16 protein-coding genes and 3 pseudogenes are annotated in these 18,024 nt (G+C 70.8%); 16 read left to right on the top strand and 3 right to left on the bottom strand.

The features are described from left to right. Positions 1 to 137 precede the first annotated feature (137 nt). Positions 138 to 1,199, top strand: a complete 1,062-nt coding sequence (locus Y694_RS03730) for an SGNH/GDSL hydrolase family protein (protein WP_036229980.1) — start codon at positions 138 to 140, stop codon at positions 1,197 to 1,199. Positions 1,200 to 1,228: 29 nt separating this feature from the next. Here the strand turns inward: Y694_RS03730 and Y694_RS03725 are convergent, their stop codons facing one another. Further along, positions 1,229 to 2,773, bottom strand: coding sequence for a D-alanyl-D-alanine carboxypeptidase/D-alanyl-D-alanine-endopeptidase (locus Y694_RS03725; RefSeq protein WP_081771292.1), 1,545 nt, complete (start codon positions 2,771 to 2,773; stop codon positions 1,229 to 1,231). 191 nt (positions 2,774 to 2,964) lie between these two features. Here Y694_RS03725 and tsaB point away from each other — a divergent pair, with 191 nt between their 5' ends. From tsaB to Y694_RS03705, 4 genes are all read left to right on the top strand, one after another. After that, positions 2,965 to 3,696, top strand: a complete 732-nt coding sequence (gene tsaB / locus Y694_RS03720) for a tRNA (adenosine(37)-N6)-threonylcarbamoyltransferase complex dimerization subunit type 1 TsaB (protein ID WP_036229979.1) — start codon at positions 2,965 to 2,967, stop codon at positions 3,694 to 3,696. Beyond that, entirely contained in the window at positions 3,693 to 4,187 is a 495-nt protein-coding gene (gene rimI / locus Y694_RS03715) for a ribosomal protein S18-alanine N-acetyltransferase (RefSeq protein WP_011827903.1), read from the top strand. Before tsaB ends, rimI begins: the two co-directional genes overlap by 4 nt. Continuing rightward, positions 4,174 to 4,956 (top strand): uracil-DNA glycosylase family protein, encoded by a 783-nt coding sequence (locus Y694_RS03710; RefSeq protein ID WP_036229976.1) that lies wholly within the window; start codon positions 4,174 to 4,176, stop codon positions 4,954 to 4,956. The genes rimI and Y694_RS03710 overlap by 14 nt, the downstream gene beginning before the upstream one ends. A 67-nt stretch (positions 4,957 to 5,023) precedes the next feature. Then, positions 5,024 to 7,444: an EAL domain-containing protein gene (locus tag Y694_RS03705; RefSeq protein WP_051495549.1), complete on the top strand. Its 2,421-nt coding sequence runs from the start codon at positions 5,024 to 5,026 to the stop codon at positions 7,442 to 7,444. A 17-nt stretch (positions 7,445 to 7,461) separates the two neighbouring features. On the opposite strand, the gene Y694_RS03700 is transcribed toward Y694_RS03705, so the two are convergent. Further along, positions 7,462 to 8,562, bottom strand: coding sequence for a magnesium transporter CorA family protein (locus tag Y694_RS03700; protein WP_036229974.1), 1,101 nt, complete (start codon positions 8,560 to 8,562; stop codon positions 7,462 to 7,464). Between the two features lie 7 nt (positions 8,563 to 8,569). Further along, positions 8,570 to 9,576, bottom strand: a pseudogene (gene hemB / locus Y694_RS03695) (porphobilinogen synthase). Positions 9,577 to 9,835: 259 nt separating this feature from the next. Between hemB and Y694_RS03690 the strand changes: the two are divergent. From Y694_RS03690 to Y694_RS24060, 11 genes and pseudogenes are all read left to right on the top strand, one after another. Then, positions 9,836 to 10,264, top strand: a complete 429-nt coding sequence (locus Y694_RS03690) for a CopD family protein (protein WP_011827908.1) — start codon at positions 9,836 to 9,838, stop codon at positions 10,262 to 10,264. Positions 10,265 to 10,278: 14 nt separating this feature from the next. Continuing rightward, on the top strand, positions 10,279 to 11,385 hold the full coding sequence (locus Y694_RS03685; RefSeq protein ID WP_011827909.1) for a VanZ family protein: 1,107 nt from the start codon (positions 10,279 to 10,281) through the stop codon (positions 11,383 to 11,385). 21 nt (positions 11,386 to 11,406) lie between these two features. After that, a complete protein-coding gene (locus tag Y694_RS03680; protein WP_011827910.1) occupies positions 11,407 to 11,730 on the top strand; it encodes a ferredoxin in 324 nt (107 codons plus the stop codon). A gap of 33 nt (positions 11,731 to 11,763) precedes the next feature. Continuing rightward, positions 11,764 to 12,390 carry an alpha/beta hydrolase gene (locus Y694_RS03675; protein ID WP_036229969.1) on the top strand — a complete coding sequence of 209 codons (627 nt, stop codon included), beginning with the start codon at positions 11,764 to 11,766 and terminating at the stop codon, positions 12,388 to 12,390. Between the two features lie 42 nt (positions 12,391 to 12,432). Then, positions 12,433 to 13,586 (top strand): annotated as a pseudogene (locus tag Y694_RS03670) (D-alanyl-D-alanine carboxypeptidase family protein). 69 nt (positions 13,587 to 13,655) lie between these two features. Next, positions 13,656 to 14,567 (top strand): D-amino acid aminotransferase, encoded by a 912-nt coding sequence (locus Y694_RS03665; protein ID WP_051495548.1) that lies wholly within the window; start codon positions 13,656 to 13,658, stop codon positions 14,565 to 14,567. Between the two features lie 94 nt (positions 14,568 to 14,661). Further along, entirely contained in the window at positions 14,662 to 14,937 is a 276-nt protein-coding gene (locus tag Y694_RS03660) for a DUF493 family protein (protein WP_081771293.1), read from the top strand. Then, positions 14,934 to 15,887 carry an ABC transporter ATP-binding protein gene (locus tag Y694_RS03655; RefSeq protein ID WP_310732193.1) on the top strand — a complete coding sequence of 318 codons (954 nt, stop codon included), beginning with the start codon at positions 14,934 to 14,936 and terminating at the stop codon, positions 15,885 to 15,887. Before Y694_RS03660 ends, Y694_RS03655 begins: the two co-directional genes overlap by 4 nt. Next, positions 15,884 to 17,299: a hypothetical protein gene (locus Y694_RS03650; RefSeq protein ID WP_036229968.1), complete on the top strand. Its 1,416-nt coding sequence runs from the start codon at positions 15,884 to 15,886 to the stop codon at positions 17,297 to 17,299. Before Y694_RS03655 ends, Y694_RS03650 begins: the two co-directional genes overlap by 4 nt. Continuing rightward, the gene (gene lipB, locus Y694_RS03645; RefSeq protein WP_036229964.1) at positions 17,199 to 17,873 is read left to right on the top strand and encodes a lipoyl(octanoyl) transferase LipB; all 675 of its coding nucleotides are present in this window, start codon (positions 17,199 to 17,201) and stop codon (positions 17,871 to 17,873) included. Before Y694_RS03650 ends, lipB begins: the two co-directional genes overlap by 101 nt. Before the next feature lie 19 nt (positions 17,874 to 17,892). Then, positions 17,893 to 18,024, top strand: a pseudogene (locus tag Y694_RS24060) (lipoyl synthase); the annotation flags it as partial.

Below are 18,024 nucleotides of genomic sequence, written 5' to 3'. Positions count from 1 at the left end.
CGGTGGGGCCCGGTCGCCTGCCACGGCCGGGTTTCTCCGCTGGGGCCCGACATCGCCTGCACTTACAGTCTGCCGTCAAATAGAACGGTCGTTCTATTTCTGGCGAACGGGCGCACGGCGTCCGCGGGGAGGCTGTGATGAGAAGCTTGCGAATCCGTGCGGGAGCCTGGCTGCTGCCGCTGCTGCTCGTGGCATGCGGCGGCGGCGGCGACGATGCACCGAGTTATTCGAGCGTGGTCACGTTCGGCGACAGCCTCAGCGATGTCGGCACCTACCGCACCGCCGGCATGGCGGCGCTCGGTGGCGGCAAGTTCACCGTCAACGATGGGGATATCTGGGTGGAGCTGGTCGCCAAGGACCGCGGCCTGACGCCACCCTGCGCGGCGGAGATCGGTCTGGAGTCATCGGGCGCGGTCGCCAGTCTGGCCCAGGCCAGCAGCTTCCAGGACGCCTGCTTCGGTTATGCGCAGGGCGGTGCGCGGGTCACCAACCCGATCGGACCGAACAACAAGGCCTTGCTGCTGCTCGGCAGCCCGGACGGGCAGTACGGGCAGCTCACCGTGCCGGTGGCCACCCAGGTGGCGCGCCACCTCGCCAAGGTCGGAGGGCGCTTCAGCGGCGGCGAACTGGTCTTGGTGCTGGCCGGCGGCAATGACGTGTTCATGAACCTCGCGGCGGTCGGTGCGGCGCAGATCACGCCGACCGATGCCGTGGTCGCGATGGCCACGGCCGGCGGCGAACTGGCGGCTTACGTGCGGTCGCAGCTGGTCGGCAACGGCGCGCGCCACGTGGTGGTCGTCAACCTGCCCGACGTGAGCCAGACGCCGTTCGCGTACTCGCTGGCCGCCCCGACCCAGGGATTGATTGCGCAGATGTCGATCGCCTTCAACGTGTCGCTCGCCAACGGCCTGAACGACGCGTCGGGCGTGCTGCTGGTCGACGCCTACTCACGGGGTCGCGAGCAGGTCGCCAACCCGGGCACCTTCGGCGTCACCAACGTCACGACACCGGCCTGCGATCTGGCGGCGACGGCGCTCAACGGCTTCGTGCTCGGTTCGCTGGGCTGCAGCGAGACGACCTTGATCGCCGGCGACGTGTCGCACTACCAGTTCGCCGACGGCGTGCACCCCACGCCCTACGGCCACCAGCTCCTCGCGAACTACGTGCTCGACCGCATGAGCGCCGTCGGCTGGCGCTGAGCGCCGCCACGGCCGCGCCGGGGTGGCGCTCAGCGCCCGTTGTCCTCGGCCGCCCATTGCACCAGCGCGTCGAGCACCGGCCGCGCCGCGCCGGCGCTGGGATGGTTGACGATGGCGACGAAGGCGTAGCGCCGCCCCGACTGCCCGAGCACGTAGCCGGCCAGGCCCATCGCATCGCGCAGCGAACCGGTCTTCAGGTGGGCGCGGCCGAGCGCGGCGCCCCAGTTGCGGCCCGGCCGGCGCGCCGTGCCGTCGATCCCGGTCAGCGGCAGCGAACTCATCAGCTCGGGCATCACCGGGCTGGCCCACAGCGCCTGCAGCCAGGCGCCCAGGCAACGGGCGCTGCTGCGGGACTGGCGCGACAGGCCCGAGCCGTTGTCGATCGAGAACTCGCCGTCTGTGCAGCCGGCACGGCTGCGCACCTGAGCGCGCACCATCTCGCGCGCGGCATCGGCCGTGTTGCCTGCGGGCGTTTGTGGCGTCGACACCTCCCCCGTCGCGACCGTGGTCGTCGAAGCCGGCAGCGGCAGCGTGCCGGCGGGGATCAGTCCGAGGCTCAGGAACAGCTGCTGCGCCATCACGTTGTTGCTGAACTTGTTGATGTCTCGCACCACCGCCGCCAGCGGCGGTGACGTGGCCTCGAACAGCGGCTGTGCCGCGACGGGCGCGGGGCCGTTGCGCACGCTGCCGGCCAGCTGCCCGCCGACCTCATGCCAGGCTTCGGCGATCAGCCGCACGTTGTAGCTGCCCGGCTCGGCGTAGGCGACAGGCCAGGTCTTCTCGCCGCAGCTCACAGGGTAGAGGCCGGTCAACCGGATGCGTCCCGGGTCGTCGAAGGCCGGCTTCAGGCTGCCGCGCCAGTCGCCGCAGGGGCCGGACACCATGGGCACCGCGCTGTCGATCTGCACGCCGGCCAGGTTGACGTCGGTGCTGACGCGGGCCACGCCGCGCGACGGCTCGGGAACGAAGCGCAGCGTGACCGACTTGTGGTTCAGCAGCAGCGCATCGGGCCGCACGTTGTAGGGCCGGAAACGTTCGCCGTCGAAGTCGGCCGGATCGCCGGCGTCGGCGCCGTTCAACATGAAGGCACTTCCGTCGAGCACGATGTCGCCGAGGATCTCGTGGATGCCGCGTTGCCGCACTTCGCGCAGCAGCAGCCACAGCCGTTCGATCACCAGCGTCGGGTCCCCGCGGCCCTGGAGGATCAGGTCGCCCTGCAGCACGCCGTCCACCACCTGTCCGGTGGTCAGCACCGGCGTGGGCCAGGTCCACGCCGGCCCCAGCAGCTCCAGCGCCACGCCGGTCGTGTAAAGCTTCATCAGCGAGGCCGGGTTGACCGGCTGTTGGGCGCGGTGCGTCAGTCGCGGCAGCCCGCTGGGCGGGCCTGGCGGCCCGAGCTCGATGATGTACGCGACCAGCGCATCGGCGGGCAACTGCGCTCGCTTCAGCGCGGTCTGCACGGCGGCCGGCAGGTCGTCCGGGGGCAGGGCGTTCGGCGCTGCCATCGCCGTGCCGCCGACCAGGGCCGACACCCCCACGACGCAGCGCCACAGGAGATTCGGGCTTCGGATCATGCTGCGATGGTAGCGGGCGGCTTGCCGGCGACGTGGCCGGGCCCGAGGCCGCCGCTACACTGAGGCATGGACTCCCGAGTCGGCCCGCAGCCTGGTCCGCGGACCACCGGAGTCGACGAGGTCAACGCGGCCGCGCCGCGCGTCGGCCCGTCGGTGCCCTCTCCTTTCGATCGTTCCCGCGGAGCCCGCTCATGACGCCGCGCCTGCTGGTGCTCGATACCGCCACCGAAACGATGCACCTCGGCCTGTGCCGGGGCGAGCAGACCTGGGTGCGCGCGCTGCCCGGCGGCGCGCTCGCCTCGGCCAGCCTGCTGCCGGCCCTGATGGCGCTGCTGGCCGATGCCGGACTGGGCCTGCGCGAACTCGACGCCATCGGCTGCGGACGCGGTCCGGGCGCCTTCACTGGCGTGCGCGCGGCCTGCGCGGTGACACAGGGACTGGCCTTCGGCGCGGACCGACCGGTGTTGATGCTCGATACCTTGATGGCGGTGGCCGAAGACGCCCACCATCAGGGCGCCGCCGACGATCTGTGGGTGGCGGTCGACGCCCGCATGGGCGAGGCCTATGCTGCGCGCTACCGCCGCAGCGCAACGGGCTGGACTGTGCTCGAAGCCCCGGCCCTGCATGCGCCGGCCGCGCTGGCCGCACGCATTGCCGGCGAGACGCCGCAGGTGCAGGTCGCCGGCAGCTCGCTGATTGCGCATGCCGAGGCCTGGTCGGGCCTGCGCGGTGCCTGCTGGCCCGACAGCGCCCCGCGGGCGGCGGCCCTGCTGGTACTGGCCCGTGTGGCGTGGGCGCGCGGCGAACAGGTCGACGCTGATGGCGCATTGCCGCTCTACGTGCGCGACCGGGTGGCGCAGACCACTGCCGAGCGGATGGCGCAGCGCGACGTGCAGGCGGCGGGCAGCGGGGTGCCGTCGTGAACGCCGTGCTGCAGCCGCCGCCGCGCAGCCTGAGCATGCTGACGGAGAACGACTTCGACGAGGTGATGGTGATCGAGCAGGCGATCTACGACTTTCCCTGGACGCGCGGCAACTTCCTCGATTCGCTGCGGGCCGGCTACCCGGCCGAGGTGCTGCGCACGCCGCAGGACGGCGTGGTCGGCTACTTCGTCGCGATGTTCGGCGTCGACGAAGTGCACCTGCTCAACCTCAGCGTCGCGCCGGCCCTCCAGCGGCGTGGCCATGCGCGCTACATGCTCGATGCCCTGCGCTCGATCGCCCGGGCGCACCGCGCCTCGCAGCTCTGGCTCGAGGTGCGCATTTCCAACCTGAACGCACGCGGCCTGTACGAGCGCTACGGCTTCCGCAATGTCGGCCTGCGCCGTGGCTACTACCCGGCCCGCGGGCGGGCGCGCGAGGACGCGGTGGTGATGAGCCTGCAGATTCCAGAGGCGGTGCATGGTCTGGGATGAACGACAGGCCGCAATGCTGGCGGAGATGGGCATCCGTGTGTGGCAAGCGCCTGCGGCTGCGGCTTCGCCCGTGATCGATGCGAAGGTCGAGGCAGCGGTCAGCCCGGTCGCCGCCGCCTCGCCCGCCCCGGTGGTACCGCGGGTCGCCGTCGCACGCGGTGCCCGCCCCGAAGATGTCGAGGCGATGGACTGGCCGACCCTGCGTGCCGCCGTCGCCGGTTGCACCGCCTGCGGGCTGTGCCGCGGTCGCACGAACACGGTGTTCGGCGTCGGGCACACGCAGGCGCACTGGATGGTCGTCGGCGAGGCGCCGGGCGAACAGGAAGACCGCCTGGGCGAGCCCTTCGTCGGCAAGGCCGGGCAGTTGCTCGACCACATGCTGCAGGCCCTGGGCCTGACGCGCCGGGCCGAAGGCGAGGGACTGCAGCCGGCGCAGCAGGTCTACATCGCCAACGTGCTGAAGTGCAGGCCGCCGATGAACCGCAATCCGCAGCCCGAGGAAGTGGCGCAGTGCGAGCCCTACCTGGCCCGCCAGGTGGCGCTGCTGCAGCCGCGGCTGATTCTCGCGATGGGCCGCTTCGCGGTGCAATCGCTGCTGCAGACCGGTGAACCGATCGGCCGCCTGCGGGGCCGGATCCACCAGTACCAGGGGGTGCCCGCCATCGTGACCTATCACCCCGCCTACCTGCTGCGCAACCCGGCCGACAAGGCGAAGGCCTGGGACGACCTCTGTCTTGCGCGCGAGGTGATGCGCAACGCGCGCACCTGACGCCGGCACAGGCTGCCGCAGGGTTCGGCCGAATCGACCGGCTGCTCCGGCGCGCCTACCCTCGGCCATGGGCGCCGTTGTGCCAAGGCTCACCGAGGACCCGTGCTCCTGGGACGATCTGCCGAGCGCGGTGCTGCTGCTCGCGCGCGACGGTCGGGCATCGCATGCCAATGCGGCCTTCTGCCGGCTCATGGGCCTGGGCGCCGAGGCCGCACGGGGCGCGGGCTGGCAGCAGCTGCTGACCGACCCGGACCGTGCCACGCTGCTCGGCGCGTTGGCGCAGGGCGAGCACCTGTCGCTGCCGCTGCACCTGTGCAGTCCGGGGGAGCACGACGGGATACAGCGCGAGGTCTGGGTCGATTGCGTCGCGCAATGGCGGCCGTCGCGAGGGTGCTGGGTCTGCGTCCTGCACGACGTCTCGGCAACGCGGCAGGCCGAGCGGGTGGCCAGCGTCCAGGCCGAGCAGCTCCGGTTGCTTGCCGACAGCGTGCCGGCGCTGATCGCCTGCTACGACGCGCGGGAACAGCGCTGCCTGTTCGCGAACCGGCCGTATGCGCTGACCTTCGGGCGGGACGAGCAGTCCATCCTGGGCCTGCCGATCGCCGAGGTGATCGGCGAGGCCGCCCTGCGGCGGATCCGGCCGCAGCTCGACACCGTGCTGATCGAACAGCGTGCCGTGGCCTACGAGCGGCAGCTGGTGCGCGCCGATGGCCGCACGCAGTGGGTCGAGGTGCACCTGTTGCCGCAGCTCGCCACCGATGGTCGGTTGATCGCCTTCTTCGTGCTGATCTCGGACATCTCCCGCCACCGGCTCGCCGAGCAGGCAGTGCGCGAATCGGAGGAACGGCTGGGCAAGTTCATGCAGGCCAGCGCTGAGGGCATCGTCTTCCACAAGGACGGGGTCATCACCGATGCCAACGCCCCGATCGGCATGCTGGTGGGCTACGGGCTCGACGAGCTGATGGGGCGCCGCACGCTCGACTTCGTCGCACCCGACCAGGTGAGCAAGGTGGCCGCGGTGATGAGTTCGGGCCAGGAGACGACCTACGAGAGCGCGCTGATCGACAAGTCGGGCCGGCGCATCCCGGTGGAGTTCATCGTCCGCACCATGATGCGAGGCGACGAACGGCTGCGCATGACCATCGTGCGCGACATCCGCGACCGCCATGCCGCGCAGGCGCACATACATCACCTTGCGCACCACGACGCACTGACCGGGCTGCCGAACCGCCTGGCCTTCATGGCCGAGATCGACCAGCTGATGGCACGGGCCGCCGCGTCGCGCGAGGCGCTGGCGCTGCTGTTCATCGACCTTGACCACTTCAAGCGCGTCAACGATTCGCTCGGCCACCTGGCGGGCGACGAGCTGCTGAAGACCGTGGCCCAACGGATCGGCGCCGTGCTGCGCGCCAGCGATGTGGTGGCGCGCTTCGGCGGTGACGAGTTCATGGTGCTGATCGGCGGCGGGCCGCGCCTGGAGGACGTGGCCGACGTCGCCCGCAAGCTGCTTGCGGCGATCGAGGTGCCGCTGGACGCCGAGGCGGGGCGCTCGATCTCGGTCACGCCGTCGATCGGCATCGCGATGTTCCCCGGCGACGGCATCACGCCGGCCGAGCTGATCAAGCATGCCGACACCGCGATGTACCGCGCCAAGGCGCGCGGGCGGGCCACCTACCAGTTCTTCGATCCGACGCTCGCCAGCAACGCCTACGCGGCGCTGGTGCTGGAGGGCGAGCTCGCGCAGGCGCTGGAGCGTGGCGAGTTCGTGCTGCACTTCCAGCCGCAGGTGCGGGCCGGCGATGGCGTGCTGGTCGGCGCCGAGGCGCTGATCCGCTGGCAGCACCCCGAGCGCGGGCTGCTGTTGCCCGACCAGTTCATCCCGCTGGCCGAGCAGCAGCGCCTGATGCTGCCGATCGGCACCTGGGTGCTGCACGAGGCGGCGCGTGCGGCGCGCCGCTGGCATGACGACGGCCTGTGCGCTGTGCCGGTGGCCGTGAACCTGTCGGCCGTGCAGTTCCAGGCGCCCGACTTTGTCTCGACGGTCGCGCAGGCGCTGGCGGGCGCCGGGCTGCCCGGCCGCCTGCTCGAGCTGGAGCTGACCGAGCGCATGCTGATGGACGAGCTGCCCGAGGTCAGTGGCCGCCTGGCCCAGCTCAAGGCGCTGGGCATCCGCCTGTCGGTCGACGACTTCGGCACCGGCTACTCCTCGCTCGGGCACCTCAAGTCGCTGCCGATCGACAAGATGAAGATCGACCGCTCCTTCGTTGTCGACCTGCCCGAGGCGCGCGGCTCGGTGGCCATCGCGCGGGCCATCATCCAGATGGCCCGCAGCCTCGGCATCACCGTCATCGCCGAAGGCGTCGAGACCGAGGCGCAGCGGGCCTTCCTCGCGCGCGAGCGGTGCGATGAGCTGCAGGGCGAGGCGATCAGCCCGTCGCTGTCGCTGCAGGCCTTCGAAGCCTGGGCCGGACGCGTGGCGAGCGGTTGACCGCGCCGCGGTCCTTGTCAGCGGCCGCGCTCGAGGTAGCGCTTGCGGCGGAAATAGATGACCAGCGTGACCGCCAGCGCGGCCATCAGCACCGTCGTGACCCAGATGCCGGTGCTGCTGTGCACCAGCGGCAGGAAATCGAAGTTCATGCCGAAGAAACCGGTGATCAGGTTCAGCGGCATGAACACGGCCGTCAGCACGGTCAGCGTGCGCATGATCTCGTTGGTGCGGTTGCTCTGCGCCGAGAAATGCATCTGCACCGCGCTCTCGGCCGAGCTCTCCAGCCGTCGAACGTGGCTCAGCACGCGTTCGATGTGCTCGAGCACGTCGCGCGAGCGCACGCGCAGCAGCTCGCGCTCGCGCTGCGCGGCGGGCTCGGTCTCATCGGGCCATTCGTCGAGCGCGTCGATCCATTCGGAGATGGCGCTGCGCTGATCCTCGCAGATGTCTTCCAGCGCATGCAGCGCGTTGCGCGAATCGAGCAGCACCTGCCAGTCGTTGAAATGACTGCGCGGACGGAACAGCTCCTGCTGCAGGTAACCGAGCTGGCGCGTCAGCAACCGTCGAAGCTCGAGGTAGCTGTCGACCATGTGGTTGACCATGCGCAGCATCAGGTCGGCCGGGCTGGCCGGCATGCGCGCGCCGGCCGCGCGGGCGTCGCTGCCCTGGCTGGCCAGAGACAGGCGGTTCGCGAAGAAGTCGCGCACCTGGCAGTCGGTCGGGTGAACGCTGATCAGCACGCGGTCGAAGATTGCGAAGCCGACTGGGCTGGTGTCGATCGCCTCCAGCGCGCGCTTGGCGGTGGCCAGCGTGCCCTGCTGCTCGTCGAGGAACAGGCTGCTGCTGCCGCTGCCCGCCGCGAGGCGGCGGAACACCATCACGTCGTACCACGACGTGTAGTCGAAGTGCGAGGGCAGCTGGTTGTTGAGCAGGTCGGCCACATGCAGATCGACCAGCTGGCCGCCGGTCCAGCGCTGCAGCGCGCCCTGCAGCATCGGGATGCCGACCTCGAACTCCCGCCGAGCGCTGCCGATCCAGAGGTAGCCTGCGGTCGGCAGCGTGTCGGGCAGCTCGCTCAGCTCGGTGAACTGGTCCGTGCCGACGTGGAAGATCCGCATCGCGCCGTCACCGCGCGTTCAGGGCCCGCGCGGCGTCGAGCGCGAAGTAGCTCAGCACCCCGTCGGCACCGGCCCGCTTGAAGGCCAGCAGCGACTCCATCATCACCGCCTCGCCATCGAGCCAGCCGTTGGCGGCGGCGGCCTTCAGCATCGCGTACTCGCCGCTCACCTGGTAGGCGAAGGTGGGCACGCGGAACTCTTCCTTCACACGCCGCACGATGTCGAGATAGGGCATCCCGGGCTTGACCATCACCATGTCGGCGCCTTCGGCGAGGTCCATCGCCACCTCGCGCAGCGCCTCGTCGGTGTTGCCCGGATCCATCTGGTAGACCTTCTTGTTGCTCTTGCCCAGGTTGCCGGCCGAGCCGACGGCGTCGCGGAACGGGCCGTAGAAGGCGCTCGCATACTTGGCGCTGTACGCCATGATGCGGGTGTGGATCAGGCCCCGGGCCTCCAGCGCGTCGCGGATCGCGCCGATGCGGCCATCCATCATGTCGCTCGGCGCGACGATGTCGACGCCGGCCTCGGCTTGCACCAGGGCCTGCTGCGTCAGCACGGCCACCGTCTCGTCGTTGAGGATGTAGCCGGTGGCGTCCAGCAGGCCGTCCTGGCCGTGCGTGGTGAAGGGGTCGAGCGCCACATCGGTCAGCACGCCCAGCTCCGGGAAGCGGCGCTTGAGCTCACGCACGACGGTGGGCACCAGGCCCTCGGGGTTCATCGCTTCGCGGCCGTCCTCGGTCTTCTTCGCCGCGTCGATCACCGGGAACAGCGCCATCACCGGAATGCGTTCGCGCACACAGGCCTCGGCCAGCGGCAGCAACCGGTCCAGACTCAGGCGCTGCACGCCGGGCATCGAGGCCACGTCGTGCACCTGGTTGCTGCGTCGAGCACGAACACCGGCAGGATCAGGTCCGACGCGGTGAGGGCGTGCTCGCGCACCAGCGCACGGGTGAAGTCGTCTCGGCGCAGGCGGCGCGCGCGCGTGGCGGGGAAGCGTTGGGGGTAGGAGCTCACGGGCGTGACCGGGTGGAGGGGCTCAAGGCCGAAGGAAGGGCGTGGCGTCGATCGAGAGCGGCCCGCGCGCAGAGCGCATCTGACAGGAAAACGCCGGCCGGGCGCTGCTAAAATTCTCGTCGAATGATACGTCGCAAGGCGTTCATTCCCTGCTTCACCTCCCTGAGCAGGAGCCTGACCGTGTGACAGCGCCAGGCTTTCAAGCCCCGGCTTTGCCGGGGCTTTTTTATGCTTGGCCGGTGCTCGCGATAATCCCTCGATGCTCTGGATCAAGGCCTTCCACATCGTCTTCGCCGCCAGTTGGTTCGCCGGCCTGTTCTACCTGCCGCGGCTGCTGGTGAACCTGGCCATGGTGCCGGCCGACAGCCACGCCGAGCGCGAGCGCCTGCTGCTGATGGCGCACAAGCTGCACCGGTTCAGTTCGCTGCTGATGATCCCCGCGCTCGGGCTCGGCCTGTGGCTGTGGCTGGGCTATGGCATCGGCCGCGGGCCGGGCAACGGCTGGCTGCACGCGAAGCTCCTGCTGGTGGTCGCGGCCATCGGCTACCACCATGTGTGCAAGCGGCTGCTGCGCGACTTCGAGCAGCACGCCAACCGCCGCAGCCACCGCTGGTTCCGCGTCTTCAACGAGGCTGCGGTGCTGGTGTTCGCCGCGATCGTCGTGCTGGTCGTGGTCAAGCCGTTCTGAGGGCGGCCGGGCGCATGGCCCCGCAGCGCAGCAGTTCGGCCTGGCCCCTGGCGGCGGCCTGCGCCTGCCTGATGGTCTACGCCAGCCTGCACCCGTTCACCGGCTGGGAATGGCCGACCGCGACCGACATTCGCTGGTGGCTGCTGCCGGTGCCCAAGCCGCGTGGCGTGGGGCAGTTCGACCTGGTCAGCAACCTGCTCGCCTACGTGCCGCTCGGGGCGTTGCTGACAGGTGGACTGCTGCGCGGCGGGGGCCGCGCCTGGCTGGCGTTCGCCGTCGCGGTCGGGGTGTCCAGCGGTCTGAGCTATGTGCTCGAGACCCTGCAGCACCTGTTGCCGAGGCGGGTGCCGTCGATCATCGACTGGAGCCTGAACACCGCCGGTGCGGCGCTCGGCGCGGTGCTGATGCTGGTGCTGCACGCGCTCGGGCTGCTCGGCCACTGGCAGCGCTGGCGTGAGCGCTGGCTGCTGCGAGACCGCGGCGCCGGCCTGACGCTGCTGCTGTTGTGGCCGTTCGGCCTGCTGTTCCCGCCGCCGCTGCCCTTCGGACTCGGCCATGTGCTGGACCGCGCGCGCGACCTGCTCGCCGAAGGACTGGAGGACACGGCCTGGGACGGCTGGCTCGGCGCGACCGCGACCGTCAGCGAACCGCTGGCGCCGGGGCTCGAGATGTTGGGCGTGGCAGCCGGCCTGCTGGCGCCCTGCCTGCTTGCCTACGCGCTGACGCGGCCCGGTCCGCGCCGCCTGGTGCTGCCGGCCGGGGCGCTGCTGCTGGGCATCGCGGCCACCACGCTGTCGACGGCGTTGAACTTCGGGCCCGAGCACGCGCTGACCTGGTGGACACCGCCGGTGCTGCCGGCGATCGGTGTGGTGGCCGTCGTCGCCGTGGGGCTGACGTGGCTGCCGGCGCGCGCATCGGCCGCCGTGGCGCTGCTGGTCATCAGTTTCGGCGTGGCGCTGGTCAACATCGCGCCCGGCGACGCCTACTACGCGGCCAGCCTGCAATCGTGGGAGCAGGGCCGTTTCATCCGCTTCCACGGCCTGTCGCAATGGATCGGCTGGCTGTGGCCCTGGGCGACACTCGCTTACCTGCTCGGTCGTGTCGCAGCCCGGGACGAATAGCCTCAAACCTACAATTCCCCGATGAGTTATTACGAGCGTCACATCTTCTTCTGCCTCAACAAGCGCGATGGCGAGGCGGCCTGCGCCGACCACGACGCCGAGGCCGGCTTCGCGCGTTGCAAGTCGCAGGCGAAGGCGGCCGGTCTGATGGGCGCGGGCAAGGTCCGCGTCAACAAGGCCGGTTGCCTGGACCGCTGCGCCGGCGGGCCGGTGGCGGTGGTCTATCCGGAGGGCACCTGGTACACCTATGTCGATGCCCACGACATCGACGAGATCGTCGAATCCCACCTGAAGCACGGCCAGGTCGTCGAGCGCCTGCTGCTGCCGCCCGATGTGGGTCGCTGACGACGTGCCGGCAGCCGGTTGTCCGTTCTCGCGATGAACGTCCAGACGCAGCGACTGACGCTTGGCGGTCCCGCCGGCGACATCGAGTGCGCGCTCGACGCGCCGGCCGGCCCGGCGCGGGCGGTGCTGGTGATCTGCCACCCGCATCCGCTGCATGGCGGCACGATGGACAACAAGGTGGTGCAGACGGTCGCGCGTGCCGGCCTGCAACTCGGCGCGCGCAGCGTGCGCTTCAACTTCCGGGGCGTCGGCGCGTCGGCCGGCAGCTGGGACGAAGGCCGCGGCGAGCTCGACGACGCGCTGGCGGTCATCGCGGCGCAACGTGACCCGGCCTTGCCGCTGTGGCTGGCCGGCTTCTCGTTCGGCGGCTTCGTGGCCGCCAGTGCCGCGGCGCACCTGAGCGGCGACGCGCGGCCGCGGCGGCTGGCGTTGATCGCCCCGTCGACGCAGAAGCAGCAGGTGCCCGCCATTCCCGAGGAACTCCAGGCCGACACGCTGGTGGTTCACGGCGAGACCGATGACGTGGTGCCGTTGTCGGCCACCTTCGACTGGGCGCGCCCGCAGGGCCTGCCGGTCACGGTGATTCCCGGCGTCGGCCATTTCTTTCATGGGCAGCTCGCGCTGCTCAAGTCGCTGGTGGTGCGCGGCTGGTCCTCCTGACCGGCGCGCCACCCGCTCCCGTTTCCCGTTGCAGAGACCCCGATGAAAAGACTGTTCGTTCTTCTGTTCGCCGTCGCCACCGCTCTCACGGGCGTGGCGGCCCAGGCCCAGGCCGTGCAGCCGCCCGAGATCGCGGCGCGCTCCTACCTGCTGTTCGACGTCACCACCAACCAGGTGCTCGCAGCCAAGGACCCGGACAGCCCGATCGAGCCGGCCTCGCTGACCAAGCTGATGAGCGCCTACCTGGTGTTCCAGGCGCTGAAGGACAAGAAGCTGACGCTGACGCAGACGCTGCCGGTGTCGGAGCGCGCCTGGCGCACCGGCATGACCGGTGCCTCGCGCAGCTTCCTGCCGCTCAACAGCCAGGTCACGGTCGATGATCTGCTCAAGGGCGAGATCGTGCAGAGCGGCAACGACGCCACCGTGGTGCTGGCCGAGGGCGTGGGCGGGTCTCTGGAGCAGTTCGTCGCGATGATGAACCGCCAGGCGCAGGCCTTCGGCCTCAAGGCCACCACCTTCAAGAACCCCGAGGGCCTGCCGGCGGCAGGGCACACCAGCACCGCGCGCGACCTGGCGGTGATCGCGACCCGGCTGGTGCAGGACTTCCCCGAGTACCTGCGCTACTCGGTGATGCGCGAGTTCACCTTCAACAAGATCAAGCAGCCCAACCGCAACCTGCTGCTCTACCGCGACCCCACCGTCGACGGCCTGAAGACCGGCTTCACCGACGCCGCAGGTTACTGCATGATCACCACCGCCAAGCGCGACTTCCCGAACGGTCCGCGCCGGCTGATCAGCGTCGTGCTCGGCGCTGCGTCGATGGAGTCGCGCGCCAACGAGAGCCAGAAGCTGCTGAACTGGGGCTATACCGCCTTCGACGCCGTCAAGCTGTTCGACGCCAACCAGGCCGTCGTCAGCCCGCCGATCTGGAAGGCTCCTCCAACACCGCCAAGCTCGGTAGTGCCGCGGCCGTCTACGTCAGCGTGCCCAAGGGTGACGGCGACAAGCTCAAGACCGACATCTCGCGCACCGATCCGCTGGTGGCTCCGCTCGCCAAGGGGCAGGTGGTCGGCAGCATCAAGGTCACCGCCAATGGCGCGCCGGTTGCCGAGCTGCCCTTGACCGTGCTGGAGAACGTCGACAGCGCCGGGCTGCTGGGCCGCGCGTGGGATTCGCTGCGGCTGTGGATCCAGTGATGCCGGTGTCGATTCGTACCGGGTGAAACGCTGCTTGCCCGTTGCCGCCGACGGGCCTACGCTGCGGGCATGAACCCGCTGCCCAGCGCCATCCCCGCGGCGAGCGCCGACTCGCTGTGCTACCTGAACGGCGACTACACCCGCCTGGCGGACGCTCGCGTCAGCGTGCTCGACCGCGGCTTCATGTTCGGCGACGGCGTCTACGAGGTCCTGCCCGTCTACGATCGTCGGCTGTTCCGCTTCGACGAGCACATGGCGCGCCTGGAGCGCAGCCTCGCCAAGGTGCGCATCACCGCGCCGCTGACCCGCGAGGACTGGCTGGCGCGCATGCGCCGGCTGGTCGCGGCCCAGCACGAGCACAGCGGGGCGACCGACCAGCTCGTGTACCTGCAGGTCACGCGCGGCGTGGCGCTGCGCGAGCACACGATACCGACCGACATCGAGCCCACGGTCTTCATGATGTGCAGTCCGGCGAAGCCGCCGACGCCCGAGCAGCGCCATGCCGGCGTGGCCTGCATCAGCGCGCGCGACTTCCGCTGGGAGCGCGGCGACATCAAGAGCATTTCGCTGCTCGGCAACGTGCTGGCGCGGCAGATGTCGGCCGACAAGGGCGCCGTCGAGACCCTCCTGTTTCGCGACGGCTTCCTGACCGAGGCCGCGGCGTCCAACGTGTGGATGGTGAAGGAAGGCGCACTGATCGGCCCGCCGAAGAGCGAACTGCTGCTCGAAGGCGTGCGGGTCGACCTGCTGGCCGAGCTGTGCGAGGAGTGCGGCATCGGCTACTGCCTGCGGCCGGTCAGCGAGGGCGAGGTCTTCTCGGCCGACGAACTGCTGCTGAGTTCGGCGATGAAGGAAGTGCTGGCGGTCACCCGGCTCGATGGCGAACTGGTCGGGCACGGCGCGTTGCGCGGCAAGCCTGGGCCGGTGTACGCCCGGCTCTACGAGGCCTACCAGCGGGCCAAGCCCGCCCAGTCGATCTGAGCCGCGGCGGCCGCGCGGATTTCGCGGGTGCGGGACAATCCGGCCATCGCGGGCGCCGCAGCGGCGTGCCCGCCCGATGCAGCGGCAGCAGACCATGACGGCCATCCCTCCCGAGCAATCATTGATCGAGTACCCGAGTGCCTTTCCGATCAAGGTGATGGGGTCCAACGCCGAGGGCTTCCGCGAGGCGATGGTCGACATCGCGCTGCGCTTCGATCCCGGGTTCGATGCGCAGACCGTCGAGGCCCGGCCCAGCAAGGGCAACAACTATCTCGGCCTGACGCTCACCGTCACGGCCACCAGCCGCGAACAGCTCGACGAGCTCTACCGCACGCTGAGCACGCACCCGATGGTCAAGGTGGTGCTCTGAGCGCCGCGGCGCTGGTCGAGGTCGCCGACCTCGTTCACGATTACGGAACGCAGCGCGCGCTGCACGGCCTGAGCTGCAGCATCGAGCGCGGCAGCGTGACCGCGCTGGTGGGCCCCAACGGCGCCGGCAAGACCACGCTGATGCGCTGCATCGCCGGACTGGAGGCCCCGCTGTCGGGGCGCATCGCCGTTGCCGGCATCGACGTGATCGCGCAGCCCCGCGAGAGCCACCGTCAGCTCGGCTTCCTGGCCGACAGCTTCGGCGTCTCGACGGCGCTGAGCGTGCGCCAGACCCTGAGCTATGCCGCGCTTGCGCACGGCGCGACGCCCGAGGCCGCCGCGGCTGCCGTGCCGCCGGTCGCCAAGCGTCTGGGCCTCACCGACCTGCTCGACCGCCTGTGTGGCGCGCTGTCACGCGGCCAGCGCCAGCGTGTGGCGATCGGGCAGGCGCTGATCCACCGGCCGCAGTTGCTGATCCTCGACGAGCCCGCCTCGGGGCTGGACCCGGAGGCGCGCGCCGGGCTGGCGGCGCTGTTCCGCAGCTTGCGCGAGGAGGGCATGACCTTGCTCGTGTCGTCTCACATCCTGGCCGAACTGGACGAGTACTCGACCCACATGCTGATGCTGCGCGACGGCCGGGTGGTCGAGCACCGGGCGCTGACCGTCGCGGCGCCGGCGGCCGGCGATCGCCCGTTGCGCCGGCTGCGCGCCGGCCTGTTGACGGCGGCTCGGGAGGCGCAGGCCTGGCTCGGCCGCGAGGCCGGCCTGCAGGCCACGCTCGTCGACGCCCACACGCTCGAACTCGCCTTCGGCGGCACCGATGCCGACCAGGCGGCACTGCTGGCGCGCTTGATCGGCGCCGGCTTTGCCGTCAGCAGCTTCGCCGAGCGGCGCGAGAACCTGCAACAGAGCTATCTGCGCAGCGTGGCCGGCGCGGGAGCGGGCACATGATGCGCGCGCTGGCCGCCGGCAATCCGGAGTTCCAGCGCCAGCTCTGGCTGGAGTTCTCGCCCGCGCGGCTGCTCGGCATGCCGGCGGTGTTGGCGCTGGTGTTCGCCGCGGTCGGCCTGGCCGGGCCGTCGGCACTGCCGATGGTGGCGCAGGCCGGCTTCGTGCTGCTGGTGGGCTTCTACGGGGCGCGACTGGCGAGTGCCGCGCTGCTAGACGAGGTCAGCGAAGCCACGTGGGACGCCCAGCGCCTGTCCTCGTTGACGCCCTGGCAGCTGACCTGGGGCAAGCTGTTCGGCGGCACGCTGTTCGCGTGGTACGGCGGCATCATCTGCCTGGCGGTGTGGCTGGTGTCGAACGCCGTGCAGGGCCACGGCCTGTCGTGGTCGCTGCTGGTCGGCATGGTGGCGGCTGGCGTGGGTCTGCAGGCGGTGAGCCTGATCGTCGCGCTGGCGGCCTTGCGGCGCGGCGGACTGGCGGCGCGGCGCGGCGGGGCCTGGTGGATCGTGCTGCTGGTGGTGTTTCCGTGGTTCGGTGCGCTGCCGCGCCAGGTGTCGCCCGGTGAGGTGCTGTGGTGGGGCATGAGCTTCGAGGCCCCGGTGTTCTACGCGGCAACGGCCGTGATGTTCGCGGCCTGGGCTGTGCTCGGCGCCCAGCGGTTGATGGCCGGGGCGCTGCAACTGCCCTTGCGGCCGCAGGCCTGGCTGGGGTTCCAGGCGTGGCTCGCGGTGTTCGCTGCCGGGTTCTGGCCGGAGGGAAATCCGGTGTGGCGCGTGGGCTTCGCGCTGGCCGCCTGCGCCACCACCACCGCCTACCTCAGCCTCTTCATCGAGCCGCCTCGGCTCGACCTGTGGCAGCGCTTCGCCGCCCGCTGGCGCGCCGGCGGGGCGCTGGACGCCGCGACGCTGGAGCGGATGCCGCTGATGCTGGCGTCGCTGGTCCTGGCGCTCGGTGGTGGCCTGGTGGCCAGCGTGCTGGCACCCGATCCGCAGGCCGGGGGCATCGGCCGCGCGCTCGCGCTCGCTGGGTTGCCGCTGACCTGGGCCTTGCTGGCGCTGCGGGACCTTGCGCTCGCCTGCGCGATCCACTGGGGGCCGCGCGCGCGTCGGGCGGAGAGCACGACGCTGGTGGTGCTGGTGGTGCTGAACCTGGTGCTGCCCTGGCTGCTGCACGCGGCAGGGCTGTCCGCGCTGGCCGGCCTGCTGCAGCCGCTGGGTGCCGAAGGCGGCGGATGGCTGGGCGCCGGGATCGCCGCGCTGCAGGCGGCTGCAGCGGTGTTCGTCGCGCGCACCCGCTGGCGGCCGGCGGGGGCTGATGGCGATGCAGCGACGGCGGCTGGGCCGCGTGGACTATGCGACGACCTTCGACGCGATGCGCGCCTTCACCGAGACGCGCACGCCGGGCACGCCCGATGAGCTGTGGCTGTGCGAGCACCCGCCGGTGTTCACCCAGGGACTGGCCGGCAAGGCCGAGCACGTGCTCGACGCGGGAGACATTCCGGTGATCGCCAGCAACCGCGGCGGCCAGGTGACCTACCACGGCCCCGGCCAGGTGGTGGCCTATCCGCTGGTCGATCTTCAGGCGCTGGGCATCTTCGTCAAGGAGTACGTGTTCCGCCTCGAGCAGGCGGTGATCAAGACGCTGGAAGGCTATGGCGTCACCGGTCACCGGGTCACGGGCGCGCCGGGCATCTACGTGAATCTCTGCGACCCCTTCGGCCACGGCGCGCTGCCGGGGCCGCCCGACCCGCGTGACCCCTGGCGTGGCATCGGCAAGATCGCCGCGCTGGGGATCAAGGTGTCGCGCCACTGCAGCTACCACGGTCTGGCGTTGAACGTGGCGATGGACCTGAGCCCCTATGAGCGCATCAATCCCTGCGGCTACGCCGGGCTGCGCACGGTCGATCTTTCTACAATCGGGGTCCCCGTCGATCCGGAACGCGCCGCCGCCGACCTCGGTGACCGGCTCGAGAGCTATCTCAGCCCCTGACACCGCGCGCCCACATCCCATGAACACGCTGCCCTCCACGCCGACCCCGGCCTCCGTCTCACCGTCGCCGGCTGCAGGTGCAGCGGCCTACGACCCGCTCGCCAAGCAGAAGGCGCAAGCCAAGACGGCGCGCATCCCGATCAAGGTGGTG

The sequence above is a fragment of the Methylibium sp. T29-B genome (genome assembly GCF_000576225.1).
GTDB classification, from domain to species: domain Bacteria; phylum Pseudomonadota; class Gammaproteobacteria; order Burkholderiales; family Burkholderiaceae_C; genus Methylibium; species Methylibium petroleiphilum.
Note: the sequence above shows the minus strand (reverse complement) of the source record. Positions and strands in the feature narration are given on the sequence as shown.

Bases quoted from the DNA above. Each gene is read 5' to 3' on its own strand.
- Y694_RS03730 (WP_036229980.1), top strand. From the start codon at position 138: ATGAGAAGCTTGCGAATCCGTGCGGGAGCCTGGCTGCTGCCGCTGCTG.
- Y694_RS03725 (WP_081771292.1), bottom strand. From the start codon at position 2,773: ATGATCCGAAGCCCGAATCTCCTGTGGCGCTGCGTCGTGGGGGTGTCG.
- tsaB (WP_036229979.1), top strand. From the start codon at position 2,965: ATGACGCCGCGCCTGCTGGTGCTCGATACCGCCACCGAAACGATGCAC.
- Y694_RS03710 (WP_036229976.1), top strand. From the start codon at position 4,174: ATGGTCTGGGATGAACGACAGGCCGCAATGCTGGCGGAGATGGGCATC.
- Y694_RS03705 (WP_051495549.1), top strand. From the start codon at position 5,024: ATGGGCGCCGTTGTGCCAAGGCTCACCGAGGACCCGTGCTCCTGGGAC.
- Y694_RS03700 (WP_036229974.1), bottom strand. From the start codon at position 8,562: ATGCGGATCTTCCACGTCGGCACGGACCAGTTCACCGAGCTGAGCGAG.
- Y694_RS03690 (WP_011827908.1), top strand. From the start codon at position 9,836: ATGCTCTGGATCAAGGCCTTCCACATCGTCTTCGCCGCCAGTTGGTTC.
- Y694_RS03685 (WP_011827909.1), top strand. From the start codon at position 10,279: ATGGCCCCGCAGCGCAGCAGTTCGGCCTGGCCCCTGGCGGCGGCCTGC.
- Y694_RS03680 (WP_011827910.1), top strand. From the start codon at position 11,407: ATGAGTTATTACGAGCGTCACATCTTCTTCTGCCTCAACAAGCGCGAT.
- Y694_RS03675 (WP_036229969.1), top strand. From the start codon at position 11,764: ATGAACGTCCAGACGCAGCGACTGACGCTTGGCGGTCCCGCCGGCGAC.
- Y694_RS03665 (WP_051495548.1), top strand. From the start codon at position 13,656: ATGAACCCGCTGCCCAGCGCCATCCCCGCGGCGAGCGCCGACTCGCTG.
- Y694_RS03660 (WP_081771293.1), top strand. From the start codon at position 14,662: ATGACGGCCATCCCTCCCGAGCAATCATTGATCGAGTACCCGAGTGCC.
- Y694_RS03650 (WP_036229968.1), top strand. From the start codon at position 15,884: ATGATGCGCGCGCTGGCCGCCGGCAATCCGGAGTTCCAGCGCCAGCTC.
- lipB (WP_036229964.1), top strand. From the start codon at position 17,199: ATGGCGATGCAGCGACGGCGGCTGGGCCGCGTGGACTATGCGACGACC.